This window comes from Streptomyces shinuiensis, assembly GCF_043660855.1.
Classification (GTDB): Bacteria; Actinomycetota; Actinomycetes; order Streptomycetales; family Streptomycetaceae; genus Streptomyces.
In genome coordinates this window covers 5,349,845-5,370,913 of sequence record NZ_JBIHML010000001.1, presented here as the reverse complement: position 1 = coordinate 5,370,913, position 21,069 = coordinate 5,349,845, and the positions used below count along the sequence as shown (strand labels likewise).

General features: G+C 73.4%; 17 protein-coding genes. 7 read left to right on the top strand and 10 right to left on the bottom strand.

The features are described 5' to 3' along the window. Window positions 1-462: 462 nt before the first annotated feature. Both ACGRHY_RS24375 and ACGRHY_RS24370 read right to left on the bottom strand, forming a co-directional pair. Entirely contained in the window at window positions 463-1,353 is an 891-nt protein-coding gene (locus tag ACGRHY_RS24375; protein ID WP_394637451.1) for a universal stress protein, read from the bottom strand. A 194-nt stretch (window positions 1,354-1,547) separates the two neighbouring features. Then, on the bottom strand, window positions 1,548-2,183 hold the full coding sequence (locus tag ACGRHY_RS24370; RefSeq protein ID WP_394638184.1) for a hypothetical protein: 636 nt from the start codon (window positions 2,181-2,183) through the stop codon (window positions 1,548-1,550). Window positions 2,184-2,485: 302 nt separating this feature from the next. Between ACGRHY_RS24370 and ACGRHY_RS24365 the strand changes: the two genes are divergently transcribed. The 4 genes from ACGRHY_RS24365 (at window position 2,486) to ACGRHY_RS24350 (ending at window position 5,118) form a co-directional block, all read left to right on the top strand. Next, the gene (locus ACGRHY_RS24365; protein ID WP_394637450.1) at window positions 2,486-2,947 is read left to right on the top strand and encodes a Crp/Fnr family transcriptional regulator; all 462 of its coding nucleotides are present in this window, start codon (window positions 2,486-2,488) and stop codon (window positions 2,945-2,947) included. Window positions 2,948-2,982: 35 nt separating this feature from the next. Further along, window positions 2,983-3,657 (top strand): CBS domain-containing protein, encoded by a 675-nt coding sequence (locus ACGRHY_RS24360; protein ID WP_394637449.1) that lies wholly within the window; start codon window positions 2,983-2,985, stop codon window positions 3,655-3,657. 168 nt (window positions 3,658-3,825) lie between these two features. Continuing rightward, window positions 3,826-4,533 (top strand): response regulator, encoded by a 708-nt coding sequence (locus tag ACGRHY_RS24355; protein ID WP_394637448.1) that lies wholly within the window; start codon window positions 3,826-3,828, stop codon window positions 4,531-4,533. 126 nt (window positions 4,534-4,659) lie between these two features. Continuing rightward, complete coding sequence (locus ACGRHY_RS24350) at window positions 4,660-5,118, top strand: pyridoxamine 5'-phosphate oxidase family protein (RefSeq protein WP_394637447.1); 459 nt, start codon at window positions 4,660-4,662, stop codon at window positions 5,116-5,118. A 31-nt stretch (window positions 5,119-5,149) separates the two neighbouring features. On the opposite strand, the gene ACGRHY_RS24345 is transcribed toward ACGRHY_RS24350, so the two are convergent. Beyond that, a complete protein-coding gene (locus tag ACGRHY_RS24345) occupies window positions 5,150-7,759 on the bottom strand; it encodes an AMP-binding protein (protein ID WP_394637446.1) in 2,610 nt (869 codons plus the stop codon). A gap of 265 nt (window positions 7,760-8,024) precedes the next feature. On the opposite strand from ACGRHY_RS24345, the gene ACGRHY_RS24340 reads away from it, so the two are divergent. The 3 genes from ACGRHY_RS24340 (at window position 8,025) to ACGRHY_RS24330 (ending at window position 11,698) form a co-directional block, all read left to right on the top strand. Further along, the gene (locus ACGRHY_RS24340) at window positions 8,025-9,053 is read left to right on the top strand and encodes an iron ABC transporter substrate-binding protein (protein WP_394637445.1); all 1,029 of its coding nucleotides are present in this window, start codon (window positions 8,025-8,027) and stop codon (window positions 9,051-9,053) included. A gap of 105 nt (window positions 9,054-9,158) precedes the next feature. Next, window positions 9,159-10,649, top strand: a complete 1,491-nt coding sequence (locus ACGRHY_RS24335; protein WP_394637444.1) for an ABC transporter permease — start codon at window positions 9,159-9,161, stop codon at window positions 10,647-10,649. Further along, the gene (locus tag ACGRHY_RS24330) at window positions 10,646-11,698 is read left to right on the top strand and encodes an ABC transporter ATP-binding protein (protein ID WP_394637443.1); all 1,053 of its coding nucleotides are present in this window, start codon (window positions 10,646-10,648) and stop codon (window positions 11,696-11,698) included. Before ACGRHY_RS24335 ends, ACGRHY_RS24330 begins: the two co-directional genes overlap by 4 nt. 143 nt (window positions 11,699-11,841) lie before the next feature. Here the strand turns inward: ACGRHY_RS24330 and ACGRHY_RS24325 are convergent, their stop codons facing one another. From ACGRHY_RS24325 to ACGRHY_RS24295, 7 genes are all read right to left on the bottom strand, one after another. Continuing rightward, window positions 11,842-12,216: a cupin domain-containing protein gene (locus tag ACGRHY_RS24325; RefSeq protein WP_394637442.1), complete on the bottom strand. Its 375-nt coding sequence runs from the start codon at window positions 12,214-12,216 to the stop codon at window positions 11,842-11,844. Next, on the bottom strand, window positions 12,213-12,971 hold the full coding sequence (gene narI / locus ACGRHY_RS24320) for a respiratory nitrate reductase subunit gamma (RefSeq protein ID WP_394637441.1): 759 nt from the start codon (window positions 12,969-12,971) through the stop codon (window positions 12,213-12,215). The genes ACGRHY_RS24325 and narI overlap by 4 nt, the downstream gene beginning before the upstream one ends. Then, window positions 12,968-13,645, bottom strand: a complete 678-nt coding sequence (gene narJ, locus ACGRHY_RS24315; protein WP_394637440.1) for a nitrate reductase molybdenum cofactor assembly chaperone — start codon at window positions 13,643-13,645, stop codon at window positions 12,968-12,970. The genes narI and narJ overlap by 4 nt, the downstream gene beginning before the upstream one ends. After that, window positions 13,642-15,363 carry a nitrate reductase subunit beta gene (narH, locus tag ACGRHY_RS24310; RefSeq protein ID WP_394637439.1) on the bottom strand — a complete coding sequence of 574 codons (1,722 nt, stop codon included), beginning with the start codon at window positions 15,361-15,363 and terminating at the stop codon, window positions 13,642-13,644. The genes narJ and narH overlap by 4 nt, the downstream gene beginning before the upstream one ends. Further along, window positions 15,363-19,088 carry a nitrate reductase subunit alpha gene (locus tag ACGRHY_RS24305; RefSeq protein ID WP_394637438.1) on the bottom strand — a complete coding sequence of 1,242 codons (3,726 nt, stop codon included), beginning with the start codon at window positions 19,086-19,088 and terminating at the stop codon, window positions 15,363-15,365. The genes narH and ACGRHY_RS24305 overlap by 1 nt, the downstream gene beginning before the upstream one ends. 144 nt (window positions 19,089-19,232) lie before the next feature. Continuing rightward, complete coding sequence (locus tag ACGRHY_RS24300) at window positions 19,233-19,706, bottom strand: hemerythrin domain-containing protein (protein WP_394637437.1); 474 nt, start codon at window positions 19,704-19,706, stop codon at window positions 19,233-19,235. Window positions 19,707-19,741: 35 nt separating this feature from the next. Next, on the bottom strand, window positions 19,742-20,902 hold the full coding sequence (locus tag ACGRHY_RS24295) for an MFS transporter (protein WP_394638183.1): 1,161 nt from the start codon (window positions 20,900-20,902) through the stop codon (window positions 19,742-19,744). Between the last annotated feature and the right edge of the window lie 167 nt (window positions 20,903-21,069).

The window sequence follows — 21,069 nt, the reverse complement described above, 5'->3', positions numbered from 1 at the left end:
TGACGGGCCGGTGGTCGTGGCCGGAGTGCGGGGCCTCCACGGTCACCCCGGCGTCGGCCGGAGCGCGGGTGATCGCGCCGGGCTGCCCCGGGCGCTCCTGGTCCAGTCGCCGGGTGAGCGCCTTCCGGCAGCCGGTCACCGGTGTCCCGGCGGCCCGCGGCACCGAGCACGCCGCCTCGCCGTCGCGCAGCAGGAAGCGGGCCACCGGCCGGCCGCCGGCGGCGAACACACCGCCGCCCTCCACACTGACGCCCGCCGCGCCCGCCGTCTCTCCCCCCACCGACGCCAGGGCGTCCCGCCCGGTGCCCGGTCCCCCGGTCACGTCGTACATCCGCTTACCCCTTCCGTCGTGCGCCCGCCCGGAAGGCGTGGCGCTCATACGGGAAACGACAGGGGCGCGACCCCTCGGTGTTCACCGAGGGGTCGCGGCCCGGGGGCGCCCGCAGTCGCGGCAGGTGCCCGTCAGCCGAACGGGACGACGGCGACGGGCGCCTTGGAGTGGTGCATGACCGCGTGGGCGACCGGTCCGATGTGGAACCCGACCGGCGAACGGCGGATGCGGCGGCCGACGACGACCAGCGAGGCGTCCTCGGACGCCTCCGTCAGGTGGCGGGCGGCCCGGCCCACCACGGCCTGCGCCTTCACCTCGACGTCCGGGTACTTCTCCCTCCAGTGGCGCAGCGCGTCGTTCAGGGCGCGGGAGCTCTCCTGGGCCAGGTCGGTGGCCAGACGGGGGTCGACGGCGATGGGGTCGACGCCGTAGACCAGCGGCGGGTTCCAGCCGTGGATGACCCGCAGCGCGGCGCCGCGCCGGGCGGCGGCGTCGAAGCCGAACTCGATGAGCTCGTCGGCCGGCCGGTACAGCTCCAGTCCCATGACGACATCGCGGGGCGGGGCGGGGGGCTCGGCGCTCTCCGGTCCGCCCTCCTTCGACGTCTCGGCCCGCACCAGCACCACCGGGCACTCCACACGGGCGACGGTGGCCTGGCCGATGGAACCGACCAGGAAGCCGGCCACGGGTCCCAGGCCGCGTGTGCCGATGACCAGCACCTCGGCCTGCTCAGCGGCCGCGGTCAGCACCTCGGGGGGACGGCCGGTGAGCTGGTCGGTGGTGATCTCCAGCTCCGGGTGGCGGCGGGCGAGGCCGTTCGCCGCCTCGCGCGGGATCCGCTGGGCCCAGTGCTGCCGGGTCTCGGGGTCGGCGAAGGAGTCCGGAGGGGTGAAGGGGTCGGGCTCCCGCACGTGGACGAGGTGCAGCGGCGCCCCGCGCCGCGCCGCCTCCCGGGCCGCCCAGTCGGCGGCGGCCAGGCTCTCGGCCGAGCCGTCCACTCCCACGGTGACCGTACGTACCATCACAACACCTCCGTTGACGGGCGGCTTTCCACCGCTCTCGTTTCCATGATCGGTCCGGGTACCCGCGTTCGGCAGGGGTCACTGGTCCCTTCCGCGCGGGCCCGAAGTCCCGCGGGTCCCGCGCGGCGGGGAAACGGCCGGCCCGCGGCGTCCCGGGGCGCCGCGGGCCGGTGGTCCGCTCCGGGGCGGCGGGCTCACCGCAGCCAGGGGAGGCCGCGGACCAGGGGCAGCCGGGCCCACCACCGGCCCAGCCCCCAGGTGTCGCCCGCCGCCGCGACCGCCAGGACGATCAGGACGGCGGCGTACACCACGTGGTAGTCCACCACCGGGTTGGTCGACATGCTGGGGCTGCCGTCCGACAGGTGCCGGGCCAGGGGCCACTCCGCCGCCCACATCAGCGCCATCATCACGGTGCCGGCGACCGCCGCGAGCCGCAGTGCGACCCCGGCGGTCAGGGCGAGACCGATGCCGAGCAGGCCCAGCATGAACAGCCAGTCCGCCCAGGCGGCCCCGGCGATGCCGTGGAAGAACGACTCCAGGGGGCCGACGGCCACGCCGCTGAGGAAGCCCTCCGTGGGGGAGCCTCCCCCGGTCCAGGCCCGCTCGGCGGGGGTCGCGTAGCCCAGGCCGAAGGCCTTGTCCGCGAACGCCCACAGGAAGACGAACCCGGTCGCGAAGCGGACCCCGGCCAGGACGCGGGCCGCGGCCGATGCCGCCGGCACCACGGCCGCCGCGGCCGCCGTCTCGCCGGACGCGGGTGCGGTCCGGGTGGTGCGCCGCACCGGGAGGCGGAACCCCCGGTGTCCGTGCGTGTGGCCGTGGACTGCCATGTCGCTCATCCCCTTCACGGAAGAAGTCGGCCCGCCGGTCGGGCACATTCACACCGTCTCGCGGCGGCGGCCGGCGCGGCAGGGGTCCGCGGGCCCGTGCTCGGGGGCCGAAGGTCCCGCCCCGGGGCCCCGTGCGGCCCCTGCCCCGGCGGGGCGGGAAATCCGACGATGACGGCGAGGCACCACTTCCCGGCCGCGGGAGTACAACGGGAGTAGAGGGAGCGGCGGCGGACCGCCACGACGCCCGGCCGGAAGCGGACGCCTGCACGCACACCACCCACTCACCGCCAGGGAGGCCCGCGATGATCGTCACCGCCAACAACCTGCTCGGGGCACTGCCCCCGGAAAGCCGCGAACGGCTGCTGGAACTCGCCCGCGAGGTCTCCTTCCCCGCCGGCGCCCGCATCTCCGAGGAGGGCCACCGGGCCGACCGGTTCTGGGTGATCCGCACCGGCTCGGTCACCCTCGACATGCGGGTGCCCGGCCGCCGCCCCGCGGCGGTGGAGACCCTCTCCCACGGCGACCTGCTGGGCTGGTCATGGCTCTTCCCGCCCTACACCTGGCAGCTGGGCGCCGAGGCGCTCAGCCCGGTGCGGGCCCTGGAGTTCGACGCCGCCCGGGTGCGGGAGCTGTGCGAGGCCGACCCGGTGCTGGGGCGAGCGGTGGCCCTGCGGATGGCCGAGATCATCTCGCACCGGCTGCAGGCGGCCCGCACCCGGCTGCTGGACCTGTACGGGCCCTACGGCAGCGGCCCCATGCCGTGACGCGCGTCACGGCGGACGACTTCGAGGAGGAGCCCATGGACAGCATGGACGGCGCGGACGGCGCCCCGCGCACCCCGCACACCGTCAGCGATGTGATGAGCCAGACCGTCGTCTCCGTCGGCCGGGACGCCCCGTTCAAGCAGATCGTGATGACCATGGAGCAGTGGAAGGTCAGTGCTCTGCCGGTGCTGGAGGGCGAGGGCCGCGTCGTCGGCGTCGTCTCCGAGGCGGATCTGCTGCCCAAGGAGGAGTTCCGGGACGGCGACCCCAGCCGCATGGAGCAGTTCCGGCGCCCCCAGGAGCTGTCCCGGGTGGGGGCGGTGACCGCGGGCGAGCTGATGACGGCGCCGGCGGTGTGCGTCCACGCCCGCGCCACGCTGGCCGAGGCCGCGCGGATCATGGCGCACCGGCGTGTCAAGCGGCTGCCCGTGACCGATGCCGACGGCCTGCTGGTCGGCGTCGTCAGCCGCGGGGACCTGCTGAAGGTGTTCCTGCGTCCGGACGAGGACATCGCCCGGGAGGTGCGCCGTGAGGTCGTCGGGCCCCTCTTCCCCGGCGGGGGCCGGAGCGTGGGGGTGCGGGTGGCGGACGGCGTGGTGACCTTCACCGGCGAGATCCGCAACACCGCCCTGGTCCCGGTGGCCGCCCGGATGGCGCGGTCGGTGGAGGGGGTGGTGGACGTCGGGTTCGACCTGGGGCGGCCCGCGTGAGCCGTCGGCGGCGCAACCGGCGTACCGGGGCGGCTGCCGGGACCGGGCGGCCGCGGGCTCCCGCGCGGACGGGCGGCGGGGCCGTTGGGCCCTGGCGCCGGACGGGCGGGTCGGGGCAGGATCGTGGGGCAGGGGGCGTGCCCCTGACCGACAGTGCGAAGGATCCGTATGACCCAGGCCCAGCAGTTCTCCCCACAGGACCCGATCCGGGTGTTCCTCCTCGACGACCACGAGGTGGTACGGCGCGGCGTGCACGACATGCTGGACGCCGAACCCGACATCGAGGTGGTCGGCGAGGCCGGCACGGCCGAGCAGGCCCTCGCGCGCGGCCCGGCCCTGCGCCCGCACGTGGCCGTGCTGGACGTGCGCCTGCCCGACGGCAACGGCATCGCCGTCTGCCGCGAGCTGCGCTCGCGGATGCCGGAGCTGGCCTGCCTGATGCTGACCTCGTTCGACGACGACGACGCGCTGCTGGACGCGATCATGGCCGGTGCCTCCGGCTACGTCCTCAAGCAGATCAGGGGCTCGGACCTGATCGCCGCCGTGCGCACCGTCGCCTCCGGGCAGTCCATGCTGGACCCGGCGACCACGGCGCGGCTGATGAACAGCCTGCGGGTGCAGGACACCGAGGAGCCCGCCGAGGAGCCGCAGGACGCCGCGCTGGCCTCGCTGACGCCGCGCGAGCGCGACATCCTGGCCCTGATCGGCGAGGGGATGACCAACCGGCAGATCGGCCGGCAGCTCTACCTGTCGGAGAAGACGGTCAAGAACAACATCTCCCGGCTGCTGGCCAAGCTGGGGGTGGAGCGGCGTGTCCAGGCCGCCGTCATCGCCACCCAGACCGCCCCGCACTCCTCGGGGCAGCAGCCGCGCTGAGCGGGATCCGCGGAGGCGGCGGGAAGCGGCGGGGCCGTCGTACCGGGGCGGGGCCCCGCCCGTTTTCGTCCCGGATGGGGCCGACCGGCCCTATCCCCGCCCGGGCGGCGCGCGCACCATGGACGCATGCACCGACACGACGGCTTCCGCGAACTCGACCGGCGGGAGTGCCTGGACCTGCTGGCGCAGGTCCCTCTGGGACGCATCGTCTACACCGAGAACGCGCTGCCCGCCGTCCTCCCGGTCAACTTCTTCCTGGATCACGACCAGGCCGTGGTCCTGCGCACCTCGGGCGCGTCCCGGATGGCCCGCGCGGTGGACACCAGCGTGGTCGCCTTCGAGGTGGACCGGTTCGACGAGGCGACGCGCTCCGGCTGGAGCGTGGTCGTCACCGGGCGTGCCTCGCTGGTGGCCGATCCCGGCGAGGCCGAGCGGCTGAGCCGGTCCGGGCCGCTGTCCTGGGCGCCGATCGAGGACGGGGTCCATGTGCGGATCGAGCCCGAGCTGGTGACCGGCCGACTGCTGGAGGACGTCGCCTCCGGCGTGCGGTCCCCGGTCACTCCGGAGGCGACCGGCGCCGCCTGAACCCCGCCGCCCCGCGCAGGGGCCCCGGAGGTCAGGCGGCGGGCACCCGGGAGCGCACCGGGCCGCTCTCCCGGCGGTCCTCCCGGCGGCCGGGCGCCGGAAGGGGCATCCGGCGCACCAGGCGCGTCGCCACCGCGCCGTACGCGATGCCGACGGCGAGCGAGGCGAACAGCGCCAGCAGCGGCGAGTGGTCCTTCAGATGCGGGTAGACCTGCCAGTGCGTCAGGTATATGTACAGCGAGCTGCCCGCGAGCAGGCCCGCCAGGCGGTTCAGCGGTCCCAGGCTCGGCAGGCTCGGGAGCCACACCAGCAGCGTCAGCCCGGCCACGACCACCGCCTCCCGCGCGGGCTGGCCGAAGAATCCCGGGACGGTGACCAGGATCGCCGCGGTGACCAGCAGCCGCTGCCGTACGGTGACCGCCCTGGCCGTGGCCCAGCCCAGCGCGAACAGCCAGAAGACGACGATCGGCGTCAGGTGGTGGCCGCGGATGTCGAGCCCGGGAAGGTCATAGCGGGTGACCAGGCCCAGCGCCGCCAGGGCCGCCGGGAGGCCGAACGGGAACCTGCGCTCCATCCGGTCCAGTGCCGGGACGGACAGCAGGACGGTCATCGCGACCAGGAAGTAGACGAGCGTCTCGATGAACCAGTAGTGCCACTCCGTACGGCCGTCGCGCGGTCCGACGAGGCTGTTGAGCAGGAAGGCGTTGGCGGTGTCGTACGCGCCGGTGACGAGCACCACCGGGACGATCCAGAGCAGGCTGGGCACGGCGACGCGCGCGATGGCGCGCCAGGCTCCCAGGACGCGTTCGCGCCGCCGCGCGGAGGTGAGGTGGAAGCGGGCGAAGTTGAACCCCGCGACCCCCAGCAGCACGTGCGCGCCGCCCTGGACGAAGAAGACCGGGATGTGCGAGCCGGCGATCAGGACGATCGCGACGGCGCGCAGGGCCACGCCGGTCTCCAGGGTGCGCCGCCGTGCGACGGCCGGCCTTCCCTCCCGGCGGGGCCGCAGGTCGCGAATCGGCCGGGTGTGCCAGTCGGGGGGCAGGGGGCCGAGCACCTCCTCCAGCCTCAGCGACATCTCGACGTAGCACAGCGAGTCACCTCCCAGGCCGACGAAGCTGCTGTCCTCGGTGACATCGGCGCGGTCGAGGACATCGGCGTACAGGCGGCACAGGTCCACGGGCCCGGCGTCCCGGGGTACGTCGGGCTCCGGCGCCGCCGCGGGCCCGGGCGCGTTCCCGGCGGCCGTCCGCGCCAGGTCGCGCACGGCCCGGTAGTCGGGCTTGCCCGTGGCGAGCCGGGGCAGTTCGGCCAGGACGTGCACGCTGACGGCCCGCTGCGGCAGACCGCACTCGCCCGCCACCAGCCGGCGGACGTCCGCGGCGTTCGCGCCGCCGGAGACGGCCACGACCAGTTCGCCGTCGCCGCCGACGCAGCACGAGGGGAGGCCGCGGCGTTCCAGTACCGCCTCGACCTGCTGCGGGTCGACCCGCAGGCCGAGGATCTTGGCGAACCGGCTGCGCCGCCCCACCAGTTCGTACAGCCCGTCCTCCGCGCGCCGGGCGATGTCCCCGGTGTGCAGTTCCCGGACGGTCCGGCCCAGGCGGAGGTCCGACGGGGTCTCGGCGTAGCCCAGCATCACGTTCGGCCCCGCGTACACCAGTTCGCCGGTGTCCGGGCCGGGACGGTCCGGGAGCGGCTGGAGCCGGAAGGAGCCGCCGGGTACCGGGACGCCGATGGCCTGGGGGCGGGAGGCCGCCAGCTCCGGCGGGAGGTAGGCCATGCGCGCGGTCGCCTCGGTCTGGCCGTACATCACGAACAGGTCCCAGCCGGACCGGCGCCCCAGGGCGGCGTAGCGGGCCACGCGGTCGGGGGCCAGCCTGCCTCCCGCCTGGGTGACGTACCGCAGGTGGGGCAGGTCCATGTCGGCGAATCCGACCCGGTCCAGCAGGTCGAAGGTGTAGGGGACGCCGGCGAACGACGTGCCGCGGCCGGCGCGGAAGAGGTCCCAGAAGCAGGGATCGGCCACCGACAGGTCGGTGAGGATCAGCGCCGCGCCGCACAGCAGGTGGCTGTTGACGACGGACAGGCCGTAACAGTAGTGCAGGGGCAGGGTGGTGGCGGCCCGGTCTCCGCCGTGGATCCCCAGGTACCGGGCTATGGACTCCGCGTTCGCCTGGAGGTTCTCGTGCGACAGCCGGACCAGCTTGGGCGACCCCGTCGATCCGGACGTGCTCAGCAGCAGCGCGAGGTCCGGGTGGAGTTCGTGCGCGGAGACCTCGCGCCGCTCGTCGACCACCCACTCCCCGCCGTCCGGCCGCACCACGACGTCCGGGTCGTACGCGGCGGTCAGCGACCGCACGGCCTCGGGGTTGTCGCCCGGGACCAGCAGGACGGGGTGGCCGGCGGCCAGTGCCGCGAGGTAGAAGACCAGGGCGCCGGTCCGGTTGGCGCCGGCGAGGAGCACCAGCCGCCGCCGCTGTCCCAGCCGCCGCGCGGTGGCCGCCACTTCGGCGGCGAGTTCGCGGTAGGACATCCCGCCGTCGGCGGTGATGAGCGCGGTCCGGTCGCCGTGGGCGTCCAGGGCGCGGGCGAACGGGACCGCTCCGGAGCCGGGGTGAGGGTGGGGTAGGGATGTCACATTCGAATACTAGGTAAGGCTAACCTTACGATCACGCCCGGGGGGCTGGTTTTCGCGCATCAAGTCAAAGGAAATGTCCAAGTTCATACATATAAGACCTCATTGCACCGCGCCTGGGGTCAAGAGTTTCAGCCACTCAACTTGACCTTTAGGTTAGGTTTACCTTAATCATGGGGCGTTGACAGTTCCTCCTCGGTGCCGGTGCGCCGTCCGCCCGGACGCACCTCGCGGCGACGGAGGCGAACCCGGTAAGGAAGGCCCCGCCATGCGACGCCCATCGGTCCGCCGTCTCGCCGCGATCCTCGTCGCGGCCGTGCTCCTCCCCGCCGCCGCGGCCTGCGGCGGGGGAAGCGGGAGTGAGGAGGACGGGTCCGCGCTCGTCGTCTACTCGGGCCGCAACGAGAAGCTGGTCAAGCCGATCCTGGACGAGCTGGAGAAGGCCGTCGGCACCGAGGTCGAGGTCCGCTACGGCGACAGCGCCGAACTCGCGGCGCAACTGCTGGAGGAGGGGGACAAGAGCGAGGCCGCGCTGTTCTTCTCCCAGGACGCCGGAGCGCTGGGCGCCCTGGCCGAGGAGGGACGCCTGGAGAAGCTGCCGCGGAGGACCCTGGAGAAGGTAGACCCCGCCTACCGCGCCACCGGCGGCGAGTGGACGGGCGTCTCCGGACGCGCCCGCGTCATCGCCTACAACCCGGAGAAGGCCGCCGAGGCCCCGGACAGCGTCCACGACCTGACCGACCCCCGCTGGAAGGGCGAGATCGGCTACGCGCCGACCAACGCCTCCTTCCAGGCGTTCGTCACCGGTATGCGCGTCCTGGAAGGCGACGGGGCCGCCCGCGCCTGGCTGGAGAAGCTCAAGGCCAACGGCAAGGTGTACACCAACAACATCGCCGTGCTGGACGCGGTCGACTCCGGGGAGGTCTCCCTCGGCCTGATCAACCACTACTACTGGTACGAGCGGGTCGCGGAGAAGGGCGTCGACGCGGTCACGGCCCGGCTCCACTTCCTGCCGGGCGGCGACCCGGGTGCCCTGGTCAACGTGGCCGGGGCGGGCGTCCTCAAGGACAGCGGCCGCGGCGAGGAGGCCCGCGAGGCCGTCGACTTCCTCCTGTCCGAGAAGGCGCAGAACTACTTCGCCGACGAGACCAAGGAGTACCCGCTGGCCGCCGGGGTCACCAGCTCCGTGGAGGACCTGCCGCCGCTGGAGTCCCTGGACTCCCCCGAGATAGACCTGGGCGAGCTCGACTCGCTCCAGGAGACCCTGGCCATGCTCCAGGACGTCGGGATGGTCTGAGCCACCGTGCGCGCACCGCAACCCGATGCCCGGACACATACCGGCGTCCGCCCGGCCGGCCCCTCCGGGCCGGCCGGGCGCCGGCGTGCCGGGAACAGACCCCCCTTGATCCTGGTCGTCCCCGCCACGGTGGCCGCGGCCTTCGCGCTGCTGCCCCTGGGCTACCTGACCGTGCGCTCCCTGGAACGGGGGCCCGGTTACGCCTGGGACGTCGTCGCCGACGAGCGCACCGCCCTGCTGCTCGGCCGCAGCCTTGGGCTCACCGCCGTCGTCGTGTCCGCCTGCCTGGTGCTGGGCGTCTCCCTGGCCTGGCTGACCGTGCGCACCGCCCTGCCCGGAGCCCGCGTCTGGTCGGTGCTGGTGACCCTGCCGCTGGCGGTGCCCAGCTACGTCGCGGCGTTCGCCTGGCTGTCGGCCGCGCCCGGGGTCGCGGGTTTCACCGGAGCCGCGCTGGCGCTGACGCTGGTGAGCTTCCCGTACGTCTACCTGCCGGTCACCGCCGCCCTGCGCGGCACGGACCCCGCGCAGGAGGAGGTGTCCCGCTCGCTGGGGTCCGGTCCGGTACGCACCTTCGTCCGCGTCACCCTCCCCCAGATCCGCCCCGCCGCGGCCGGCGGAGGACTGCTGGTGGCGCTGTACGTGCTCTCCGACTTCGGCGCGGTCTCCCTGCTGCGCTACGACACCTTCACCCGCGCCATCCACACCTCCTACCGGGCCAGCTTCGACCGCACCCCGGCCGCCGCGCTCAGCGTCGTCCTGGTGCTGATGACCGTGGCCCTGGTGGCCGCCGAGTCGCGGACCCGGGGGCGCGCGGCCCACGCGCGGACCGGGACCGGGACCGCCCGGCCCGCCGTCCCCCACCCCCTGGGGCGCTTCCGCGTTCCCGCCCTGGCCTGGTGCGGTGCGGTCACCGCCGTCGCCGTCGCCTTCCCGCTGGGCACGCTCGGCTACTGGCTGGCCGTCGGCAACTCCGCGACCTGGGATCCTGCCCGGCTGGCCGACACCGCGTGGACCACCCTCGGCGTCGCCGCCGCCGGGGCCGCGCTCACCACCGTGCTGGCCCTGCCGGTCGGCGTGATCGCCGCCCGGCACCGGGGGCGCGCGGTCCACCTGCTGGAGCAGACCGCCTACGCGGGGCACGCGCTGCCCGGCATCACCGTCGCCCTGTCCCTGGTGTTCTTCGCCGTGCGCTACGCATACCCGCTCTACCAGGAACTCCCGCTGCTGATCTGCGCGTACGCGGTGCTGTTCCTGCCGGTCGCGGTGGCCGCCACACGCGCCGCCGTGCTCCAGGCCCCGCCCGTGCTGGAGGACGTGGCCCGCTCGCTGGGCCGCTCGCCGCTGCGGGTGCTGCGCGAGGTGACCGTCCCCCTGGCGGCGCCCGGCGTGGCGGCCGGAGCCGCCCTGACCTTCGTGGTGTGCATGAAGGAGCTGCCCGCCACCCTGCTGCTGAGCCCCACCGGCACGGACACCCTGGCCACCCGCCTGTGGACCGAGACCGGCTCCGGGTCGTTCGCCGCCGCCGCGCCCTACGCCGCCGCGCTCATCCTCCTGGCGGCAGTCCCCTCGTACCTGCTCGGGAGGCACCGCACATGACCGAACTGCGGATCGACGCCCTGTCCAAGTCCTACGGCGGCGCGGCCGTGCTCGACGGGCTGGACCTGGCCGTTCCCGCCGGCACCCTGGCGGCCGTGCTCGGCCCTTCCGGCTGCGGCAAGACCACCCTGCTGCGCGTCATCGCGGGCTTCCTGCGCGCGGACTCGGGCACCGTCACGATCGCCGGCCGCCCGGTCGAGGGCCCCGGGACGCATGTGCCGCCCGAGCGCCGCCGGGTCGGCATCGTGCCGCAGGAGGGCGCGCTCTTCCCGCACCTGAGCGTGGCCCGCAACGTCTCCTTCGGGCTGACCGGCCTCGACCGCGGCGAGTCACGCCGACGCGTCGGGGAGATGCTGGACCTGGTCGGTCTGGCCGGGTACGGGGACCGGATGCCGCACGAGCTCTCCGGCGGCCAGCAGCAGCGCGTCGCCCTGGCCCGCGCGCTGGCCCCGCGGCCCGAACTGGTGCTGCTGGACGAGCCGTTCAACGCCCTGGACAGTGCCCTGCGCGCGGGGGTCCGCGCCGACGTCCGGGCCGCTCTGCTCGCCACCGGCGCCACCGCGCTCCTGGTCACCCACGACCAGCAGGAGGCCCTGTCCACGGCGGACCTCGTGGCGGTCGTGCGCGGCGGAAGGGTCGCCCAGTGCGGCACCCCCCAGGACGTCTACCGGCACCCCGCCGACCTGTGGGTGGCGGGCTTCGTCGGTGACGCCGTGCTGCTTCCCGGCTCGGCCGAGGACGGCGCGGCCGCCACCGCGCTGGGCCGGATACCGCTCACCGCGCCCGGCGGGGACGGCGCCGAAGCGGGCGGTCCGCCCGGCGGCACGGTGCTGCTGCGGCCCGAACAGCTCCACCTCGTCCAGGACGGGGCCGAGGGGGTCCGGGGCACGGTGACCGACGTGTGCTTCTACGGGCACGACGCCATGGTGACCGTCCGCGTCGACGGGCTGGACGATCCCGTGGGCGTCCGTGTCGCCGGGCCGGTCGCCGTGCGCCCCGGTCAGCAAACCGGCGTCCGCGTCACCGGGCAGGCGACCCTGCACCGGTGACCGGCCCGGCGGCGCGCGCCGGGGGAGAGCCGACCGCGACCATGGCGGACACCCCGTCGCCGCCGCGGTCCTCCGGTACTCGGTGCCGCACCGTGCGCGGGGTGGGTGCCCTGCGCACGGTGCGGGAGCTGCGCCGGCCGGGGTCAGTCCAGCCGGACGGTGAGCAGCACCAGTGCGTCGGTGCCGGCGGTCAGCCGGTGGCGCTCCGCGGGGATGGCGATGAGGTCCTCCGGGCCCAGCTCCCATTCCTTCTCGACGGTGCTCAGCGTCACCCGGCCGGTCAGGCACAGCAGCGTGGCGGCCCCCGGCGTCTGGTGCTCGGCCAGTCCGTGGCCGGAGGCCAGTGCCATCAGGGTCACGCTGAGTCCGGGGACCTTGACGACGGTCTGCGCCTTCCGCCCGGAGTCGGCCGCCCCCGCCTCGGCCAGCAGCCACTCGCCCTGGGCCTTCAGTCCCGCCACCTCTCCGGCGGGGTGCTTCTCGCGGTCCGGCTCGGGACCGCCCTGCGGAGTGATCATCGGACACGCTCCCATCCGCGCCGTGTGGCACGCGAGCCCAGCTGCGTGTCCCGGCTGCGGTAGACGATGTAGGGACGGGTGAGGTACCCCAGCGGAGCGGTCAGCATGTGCACCAGCCGGGTGAAGGGCCAGACGGCGAACAGGGCCAGTGCGCTGAGCGCGTGGAGCTGGAACAGCAGTGGCACGCCGGCCATCAGCGAGGGGTCGGGCTGGAAGTAGAAGACCGACCGGAACCAGGGGGAGATGGTGGTCCGGTAGTCGTAGCCGTCGTCGACGACGTTGGCGGCCACCGTGGCGGCCAGTCCCAGCACCAGCGCCACGGTGAGCATCAGGTACATCAGCTTGTCGTTGCGGGTGGTGGCGCTGAAGACCGGGCCGACGGTGCGGCGCCGGTAGATCAGGATGGCCAGCCCGCCCAGTGTGCTCACGCCCGCGATCAGGCCCAGCACGACGGCCGTGACGTGGTAGGTGTGCTCGCCGACGCCCGCGGCCTCGGTCCAGCGGCTGGGGATGAGCAGGCCGATGACGTGGCCGACCAGCACCACCAGGATGCCGAAGTGGAACAGGGGGCTGCCGATGCGCAGCAGCCGGCCCTCGTAGAGCTGGGAGGAGCGGGTCGTCCAGCCGAACTTGTCGTAGCGGTAGCGCCAGACGTGCCCGCCGGCGAACATCACCAGCGCCACGTACGGCAGGATCACCCACAGCAGGATGTGGAGCGCGCCGGGGTCGGCGGCGTTCCGGGCCAGGTGCGTCATCGGCGGCCTCCCACCGGGTCGGGCATGTACTGGGGCGGGGCGAAGGGCGCCAGGCCCACCTCCTCCTCGGGCGGCCCCTCGGCGGCGAGGCGGGCGACGGCCTCGCGCTCGTCGCCGCCCAGCGGCGGCAGGGTGGCCGAGACCGAGTCCAGGACGTGCGCCCAGGGCGCGCCGGCGTCGTGCAGGGCCAGGCGCAGCAGCTCCAGACCGGCGCGGTGCTCGGTCAGCAGTTTCCGCCCGGCCCCGGGCTCACCGGCGGCGAACTCCAGGACGACGGCCAGGTGGTCGGGCAGCTCCTCGTCGGTCAGGCGCAGCCCGGCGGCGGCGTAGGTCCGTTTGATGCGCAGCAGCGCCACACCGCGCTTGCGGGTGTCGCCGTGGGCGTAGTAGGTCAGGAACGGGCAGCACCGCCTGCGGTGGTCGAAGACCTCCACGTACTCGGTGGCCAGGCGGGCGGCGCCGGTGCGCTCGGCGTGGTCCAGGAAGCGGTGCAGGGGGGCCGCGACCGGCTCGGGCAGCGCGGCCGCGACCCGGCGGGCCAGCCGGACGCGGCCGTCCAGGTGCTCGTCGGGGTAGGCCAGCAGCAGCGACTGGATCTGCCAGGCCGGTGCGGGCAGGGGGGTGTCCTGTCCGGACGTGCGGTCGGAGGTGCTGTCGGTGGTGCGGGGGGTCATGGCTTCGGCTCGCTCTCGGCGTTCGGTTCGGTGCCGTCCATCGGTTCCTTCGGGGGTGCCTCCCCGCTGCCGGGGCGGTCCGGGAACAGCCCCTTCGGGCGGCCCTTTCCGTCCCAGTTGAGGAGGTTGACCCGGCCCGCCTTGTCCGCCGGGTCGGTGAAGGAGTCGGTGGTCTGGCGGGCGTGGAGCATCCGGAAGTTCTCCACCGCCACCGGGTCGGGCCCGCCGGACGCCTCGCCGAAGGGGCCGGAGCCTCCCATGCCGGGGCCGCCCTCGTAGTCCAGGCTGCACTCGGTGGCCAGTTCCTCCAGGCCGTGCGCCTGCTCGGCGTGGGCGGGCGGTATGACGTACCGCTCGTCGTACTTGGCCAGCGCCAGCAACCGGTACATCTCGTACATCTCCTCCTCGCCCATGCCGACGGCGGCCGGAATGGAGGCGTCGGGCTCGCGGCCGAGGTTGATGTCGCGCATGTAGCTGCGCATGGCGGCGAGCCGCCGCAGCACGGCGTCGACGGGGGCCGGGTCGCCGGCGGTGAACAGCTCGGCGAGGTACTCGACGGGGATGCGCATCGTGTCGATGGCTGCGAAGAGGTTGCCGCGGTCCTCGGCGTCGTGGCCGGTTCCGCGCACCGCGTCGACGACCGGGGACAGCGGCGGGATGTACCAGACCATGGGCATGGTGCGGTACTCCGGGTGCAGCGGCAGGGCCACCTTGTAGGTGTTGATCAGCAAGTGGACGGGGGAGCGCCGGGCGGCCTCGATCCAGTCGCGGGGGATGCCCTCGCGCTCGGCCGCCGCGATCACCTCCGGGTCGTCCGGGTCGAGCAGGATGCCGCGCTGCGCCTCGTACAGGTCCTTGTCGTCGGGAGTGGAGGCGGCCTCCAGCACGCGGTCGGCGTCGTAGAGGACCAGGCCGATGTAGCGCAGCCGCCCGACGCAGGTCTCGGCGCAGACGGTGGGCAGTCCGACCTCGATGCGGGGGAAGCAGAAGGTGCACTTCTCGGCTTTGCCGGTGCGGTGGTTGAAGTAGACCTTCTTGTACGGGCAGCCGGTCACGCACATCCGCCAGCCGCGGCAGCGGTCCTGGTCGACCAGGACGATGCCGTCCTCGCTGCGCTTGTAGATCGCGCCCGAGGGGCAGGAGGCGGCGCACGAGGGGTTGAGGCAGTGCTCGCAGATGCGCGGCAGGTAGAACATGAAGGTCTGCTCGAACTCGAACTTCACCTTGTCCGCGATCTCGGCGACCAGCACGTCCCTGCTTCCGTGCTCCGGAGCCCCGCCGAGGTTGTCGTCCCAGTTCGCCGACCAGGTGATCTTCATGTCCTCACCGGTGATGAGGGACCTGGGCCGGGCGACGGGGGTGTGCTCCTGCAGGGGCGCGTTGGTGAGGGTCTCGTAGTCGTACGTCCACGGCTCGTAGTAGTCGTCGAGGGCGGGCAGCCTGGGGTTGGAGAAGATGGTGATGAGCTTCTTGAACCGGCCTCCGGCCCTGAGCTTCAGCCGTCCCCGCCTGTTGACCTCCCAGCCGCCCTTCCACCTCTCCTGGTCCTCGTAGCGGCGCGGGTAGCCCTGGCCGGGCCGGGTCTCGACGTTGTTGAACCAGACGTACTCCACGCCGCTGCGGTTGGTCCACGCCTGCTTGCAGGTGACCGAGCAGGTGTGGCACCCGATGCACTTGTCGAGGTTCATCACCATCGCCATCTGGGCCATGACCTTCATCAGTAGGTCACCTCCTGCGAGCGGCGGCGGATGACGGTGACCTCGTCGCGCTGGTTGCCGGTGGGGCCGAGGTAGTTGAAGGCGAAGGAGAGCTGTGCGTAGCCGCCGATGAGGTGGGTGGGTTTGATCAGCAGCCTGGTGAGGGAGTTGTGGATGCCGCCGCGCCGCCCGCTGGTCTCGGCGCGGGGCACGTCGATGAGCCGGTCCTGCGCGTGGTGCATGTAGACGGTGCCCTCCGGCATGCGGTGGGAGACGATCGCGCGGGCGACGACAACGCCGTTGCGGTTGACCGCCTCGATCCAGTCGTTGTCCGCCACCCCGATCTTCTGTGCGTCCTCCCGGCTCATCCAGACGGTCGGCCCGCCGCGGGAGAGCGAGAGCATGAACAGGTTGTCCTGGTACTCGGAGTGGATGGACCACTTGTTGTGCGGGGTCAGATACCTGACGGTGACGCCGAGTTCACCGGTACTGCCGATCTGCGGCTCGCCGAAGAGGGCGTGCATGTTCAGCGGCGGCCGGTAGACCGGCAGCCACTCGCCCAGCTCCGCCATCCAGTCGTGGTCGAGGAAGAAGTGCTGGCGTCCGGTGAGGGTGTGCCAGGGTTTGAGGCGTTCGACGTTGATGGTGAACGGCGAGTAGCGCCGCCCCCCGGACTCCGATCCGGACCACTCGGGGGAGGTGATGACGGGGACGGGCCGGGCCTGGGTGTCGGCGAAGGTGACCTGCTTGCCCTCGTGTTCGGCGGCCAGGTCGGCCAACCGGGTGCCGGTGCGGGCCTCGACGGTGCGGAAGCCCTGGGTGGCCAGGTGTCCGTTGGTGGTGCCGGACAGGGCGAGGATCGCCTCGCACGCCTGGACGTCGCGGGCGATGGAGGGACGGCCGTCGGCCGCGCCGCCGCGGACGGTGCCGTTCTTGCTCCGCAGGTACTCCAGTTCCCGGTCGAGCTCGAAGGTGACGCCCTTGGTGGTGGCGCCCAGGGTGTCCAGCAGGGGGCCGAGGGCGGTCATCTTCTCCGCCACGGCCGCGTAGTCGCGTTCGACGGCCACCAGCTTGGGCATGGTGCGGCCGGGGACGGGCTCGCACTCGCCGGCCTTCCAGTCCCGTACGCGGCCGTGGGGGGTGGCCAGTTCGTCCGGGGTGTCGTGGAGGAGTGGAGCGGCGACCACGTCGCGGACGGTGCCCAGGTGGTCGGCGGCCAGCCGGCTGAAGGCCTCGGCGATGGTGTTGAAGGCGTCCCAGTCGGTGCGGGTCTGCCAGGGCGGGGAGATGGCCGGGTTGAACGAGTGCACATAGGGGTGCATGTCGGTGGTGTTGAGATCGTGCTTCTCGTACCAGGTGGCGGCCGGGAGCACGATGTCGGAGTAGACGGTGGTGGACGTCATCCGGAAGTCCAGCGACAGCAGCAGGTCGAGCTTGCCGGTGGGCGCCTGCTCTCGCCAGACCACGTCGCGCGGGCGGGCCCCCTCGGGCGCCTCCTCGGCACGCACGGAGGAGTCGGTGCCCAGCAGGTGCTTGAGGAAGTACTCGTTGCCCTTGGCGGAGGAGCCCAGCAGGTTGGCCCGCCACACCGTCAGCACCCGGGGGAAGTTCGCCGGGGCGTCCGGGTCCTCGGCGGCGAACCGCAGCCGCCCGGCCTTGAGTTCGTCCACCACGTACTCCCCCACCTCGCGGCCGGCCGCCGCGGCGTCCTCGGCGACGGCCAGCGGGTTGCGGTCGAAGGTGGGGTAGGAGGGCATCCAGCCCAGGCGGGCGGACTGGGCGATGACGTCGGCGGTGCTCTTCCCGGCGAAACCGCCCCCGGCGGAGGCGGCCGAGAGGGTGTCGGCACCGAAGGGGTCGTAACGGAACTGGTCGGTGTGCAGGTACCAGTACGCGGTCTGGATCATCTGCCGGGCGGGCCGGTTCCAGTCGGCGGCGGTGGCCAGCGCCGAGTAACCGGTGATGGGGCGGACCTTCTCCTGGCCGACGTAGTGGGCCCAGCCACCGCCGTTGACACCCTGGCAGCCGGTGATGGTGGTCAGGGTGAGGAAGGCCCGGTAGATGGTGTCGGAGTGGAACCAGTGGTTGGTGCCCGCACCCATGATGATCATGGACCGGCCGCCGGACTCCTCGGCGTTGTCGGCGAACTCCCGCCCGATGCGGGCGGCCTTCTCCGCCGGGACCCCGGTGATGGCCTCCTGCCAGGCGGGGGTGTAGGGCTGGGAGGCGTCGTCGTAGCCGGCGGGCCAGGTGCCGGGCAGCCCGTCGCGGGCGACGCCGTACTGGGCCAGCAGCAGGTCGAAGACGGTGGTGACCGTCTTCCCGCCGACCCGGCGGACGGGGACGCCGCGGCGCAGCGCCGCGGCCCGGCCGTCGGGGGTGTCGAAGCGGGGCAGTTCGACCTCGACGGCCGCCTCGCCGCCTCCGGCGGCGGTGAGCAGCGGGTCGGTACCGCCCAGTTCGAGGTTCCACCTCCCGGCGCCGGACTCGCCCCAGCGGTGGCCGAGCGAGCCGTTCGGCACCACGGGGTCCCCGGTGGCCGAATCCAGCAGGACGGTCTTGAACTCCGCGTTCTCCGCCTCCGCTTCGGCACCGCCGAGGTCGGCGGCGGTCAGGAACTTGCCCGGCCGGTACACACCCGCCTCGCCCTCCTCCAGGCGGACCAGGAACGGCAGGTCGGTGTAGCGCTCGACGTAGTCGGCGAAACGACCGGCCCGCCGGTCGACGAAGAACTCCTTGAGGATCACATGCCCCATCGCCATCGCCAGCGCGCCGTCGGTGCCCGGCTGCGGGGCCAGCCACTCGTCGGCGAACTTGACGTTGTCGGCGTAGTCGGGGGCGACGGCGACGACCTTCTGGCCCCGGTAGCGGGCCTCGGCCATCCAGTGCGCGTCGGGGGTGCGGGTCACCGGCAGGTTGGAGCCCCACATGACCAGGTAGCCGGCGTCCCACCAGTCCCCGGACTCGGGGACGTCGGTCTGGTCGCCGAAGACCTGCGGGGAGGCCACCGGCAGGTCGGCGTACCAGTCGTAGAACGACAGCATCGCCCCGCCGAGCAGGGAGTAGAAGCGGGCCCCGGCGGCGTGGGAGACCATCGACATCGCCGGGATCGGGGAGAAGCCCGCCAGCCGGTCGGGGCCGTACTCCTTGATGGTGTGCACATGGGCGGCGGCGATCATCTCGGCCGCCTCCTCCCAGGTGGCCCGCACCAGCCCTCCCCTGCCGCGCACCGACTTGTAGCGCCGGGAGCGCTCGGGGTCGGAGACGACGTCGGCCCAGGCCGCCACCGGGTCGCCCAGGCGCTGCCTGGCCTCGCGGTACATCTGCAGCAGCACCCCGCGCACGTACGGGTAGCGCACCCGGGTGGGCGAGTAGGTGTACCAGGAGAACGCGGCGCCGCGCGGGCAGCCGCGGGGCTCGTACTCGGGGCGGTCGGGGCCGACCGAGGGGTAGTCGGTCTGCTGGGCCTCCCAGGTGATGATGCCGTCCTTGACGTACACCTTCCACGAGCACGAGCCGGTGCAGTTCACGCCGTGGGTGGAGCGCACCACCTTGTCGTGGGACCAGCGGTCGCGGTAGAAGGTGTCGGCCTGGCGTCCGCCGATGCGGTACAGGGCCCGGCGGTCCCCGGAGACCTCGGCCCGGGTGAAGAAACGGCGGCTGCCGACCAGGGCGTCGGCCAACTCACCGTCCAGCCGGGGAGGGCTCTCCGGCCTCGCCGTCGTTTTCCTGTTCCTCGCTCGCACCAGGGGTTCCTCCCGTGATCGAAGACCGGTTTACGGCACCGGTCCCGCTGTGGGGCCCGGGCCCGCACTCCGGCGTTGGCTACCCGGGCGTGAAGATCTCACACGGGAGCGGCGAAAGACGTCTGCGGCCCGTGTGACGTACTGTCAGGAAGTGGCGGCGGGCACCCCCGATCCGGCGCGGCCTCGGGCGGCGGCGACCGCCTCCCAGTCCTCGGTGTCCAGGACGGACAGGGCGGCGGGGAAGACGCCGTCCTGTTCCTTGAGGATGTGCTCGCGCAGTAGTTCCAGTGCCTCCCACAGGCGCCGCGGCCAGTCCGGATCGGCGGGGGTGCCGCCCTCCGCCTGCGCCAGCACCGACCCGATGCGCCGGTGTTCGTCCTCCAGTGCCGCGATGTGGTCGGGGAACTCCTCCTTCATCGCGGGGAAGAGCCCGTGCTCCTCGACCTCGGTGTGCGGGCCGAGGACCGCGGCGATGCTCCGGGCGGCCCGGGCCATCCGGGGGACATCGCCGTCGCTCCGGGCCGCACGCACCTCGCCGATCATGTTGACGACCGTGTCGTGCTCACGGGTCAGCTCGCCGATGGCTTCCAGGGACTGGCAGCCGCAGTACTCGCACATCTCCTCGTCCCTCTTGTCTTTCGGGTGCCGTGCCGTCAGGCGTTGTGCCGCTCCACGGCCCGCCGCACCCCGGTGAGGGTGAAGACCAGGGCCGCCGCGGCGACCAGGGCCAGCAGCGCCAGACCGATCGCGTAGGAGCCGGTGGCCCCGTAGACCGCGCCCATCACCAGCGGCGGCAGGAATCCGCCCAGGCCTCCCGCGGCGCCCACCACACCGGTGACCGAGCCGACCTTGTCCGCCGGGGCGGCCAGCGAGACCAGGGCGAAGGTGGCGCCGCTGCCGGCGCCCAGGGCGACGGCCATCGACAGGAAGGCCACGGTGCCCTGCGGGGCCAGGTCCATGGTGAAGGACTGCATCACGGCCCCGGCGACCACCACCGCCAGGGAGGCGGCCAGGACGCGCACCGGGCCGAAGCGGTCCGACAGCCACCCGCCGATCGGGCGCATCAGCACCGCCAGCACCACGAACCCGGCCATCCGGTTGGCCGCGTCGGCCTGCTCCAGTCCGTAGGCGGTCCTGAGATAGACCGGCAGGTAGACCGAGAAGGCGACGTAGCCGCCGAACGCCACCGCGTACAGCGCCGACGCCTGCCAGGTGATCTCCAGACGGGCGGTGGCCGCCAGCCTGCTGACCAGGGGCTGGGAGGGCACGCTGCGGCCGGGGGCGTCGCGCAGCACGGCGTAGGCCAGGACCGCGTAGAGGGCGAGGGCGACGGCGGTGATCACGAACGGGGTGGCGGTTCCGTGGTCCTTGACGAGCTGGACCGTGGTCAGGGCGCTGATGGCGGTGCCGCCCATGCCCGCGCCGAAGATCCCCACCGCCAGACCGCGACGCTCGGGCGGGAACCAGGCGTTGACGAACGGCACGCCGATGGCGAAGGCGGTGCCGCCGATGCCGAGGAAGAAGCCGCCGATCAGCAGCCCCGCCAGGGAGGTGTGGCCGGACAGGCCCAGATAGAGGACGGGGACGATGGTCGCGGCGGAGACCAGTGGGAACATCACCCGGCCGCCGAACCGGTCGGTGAGCGCGCCCACCGGGATGCGGCCCACCGAGCCGACGATCACCGGCACCGCGACGATCAGCGACTGCTCCATGGAGGACAGCTCCAGGATCTCCTGGAACCGGGGGCCCAGCGGGCTCAGCAGCGCCCAGGCCCAGAAGTTCAGGGCGAAGCCGACGGTGGCCAGGGCCAGCATCAGCATGCGCTGTCTCGCGGCCCCGTCGGCACCGCCGACTCCGGCGGTCACCTCGGCGCCGCCGGCGGACGGCTGGACGGTCGCGGCCGTCCCGTGCGACTCACGGTCCATGGTGGTGTCCGTATCCGTTCCGTACGGCAGTGCGGTCATGTCGTCCCCAGCCGGCT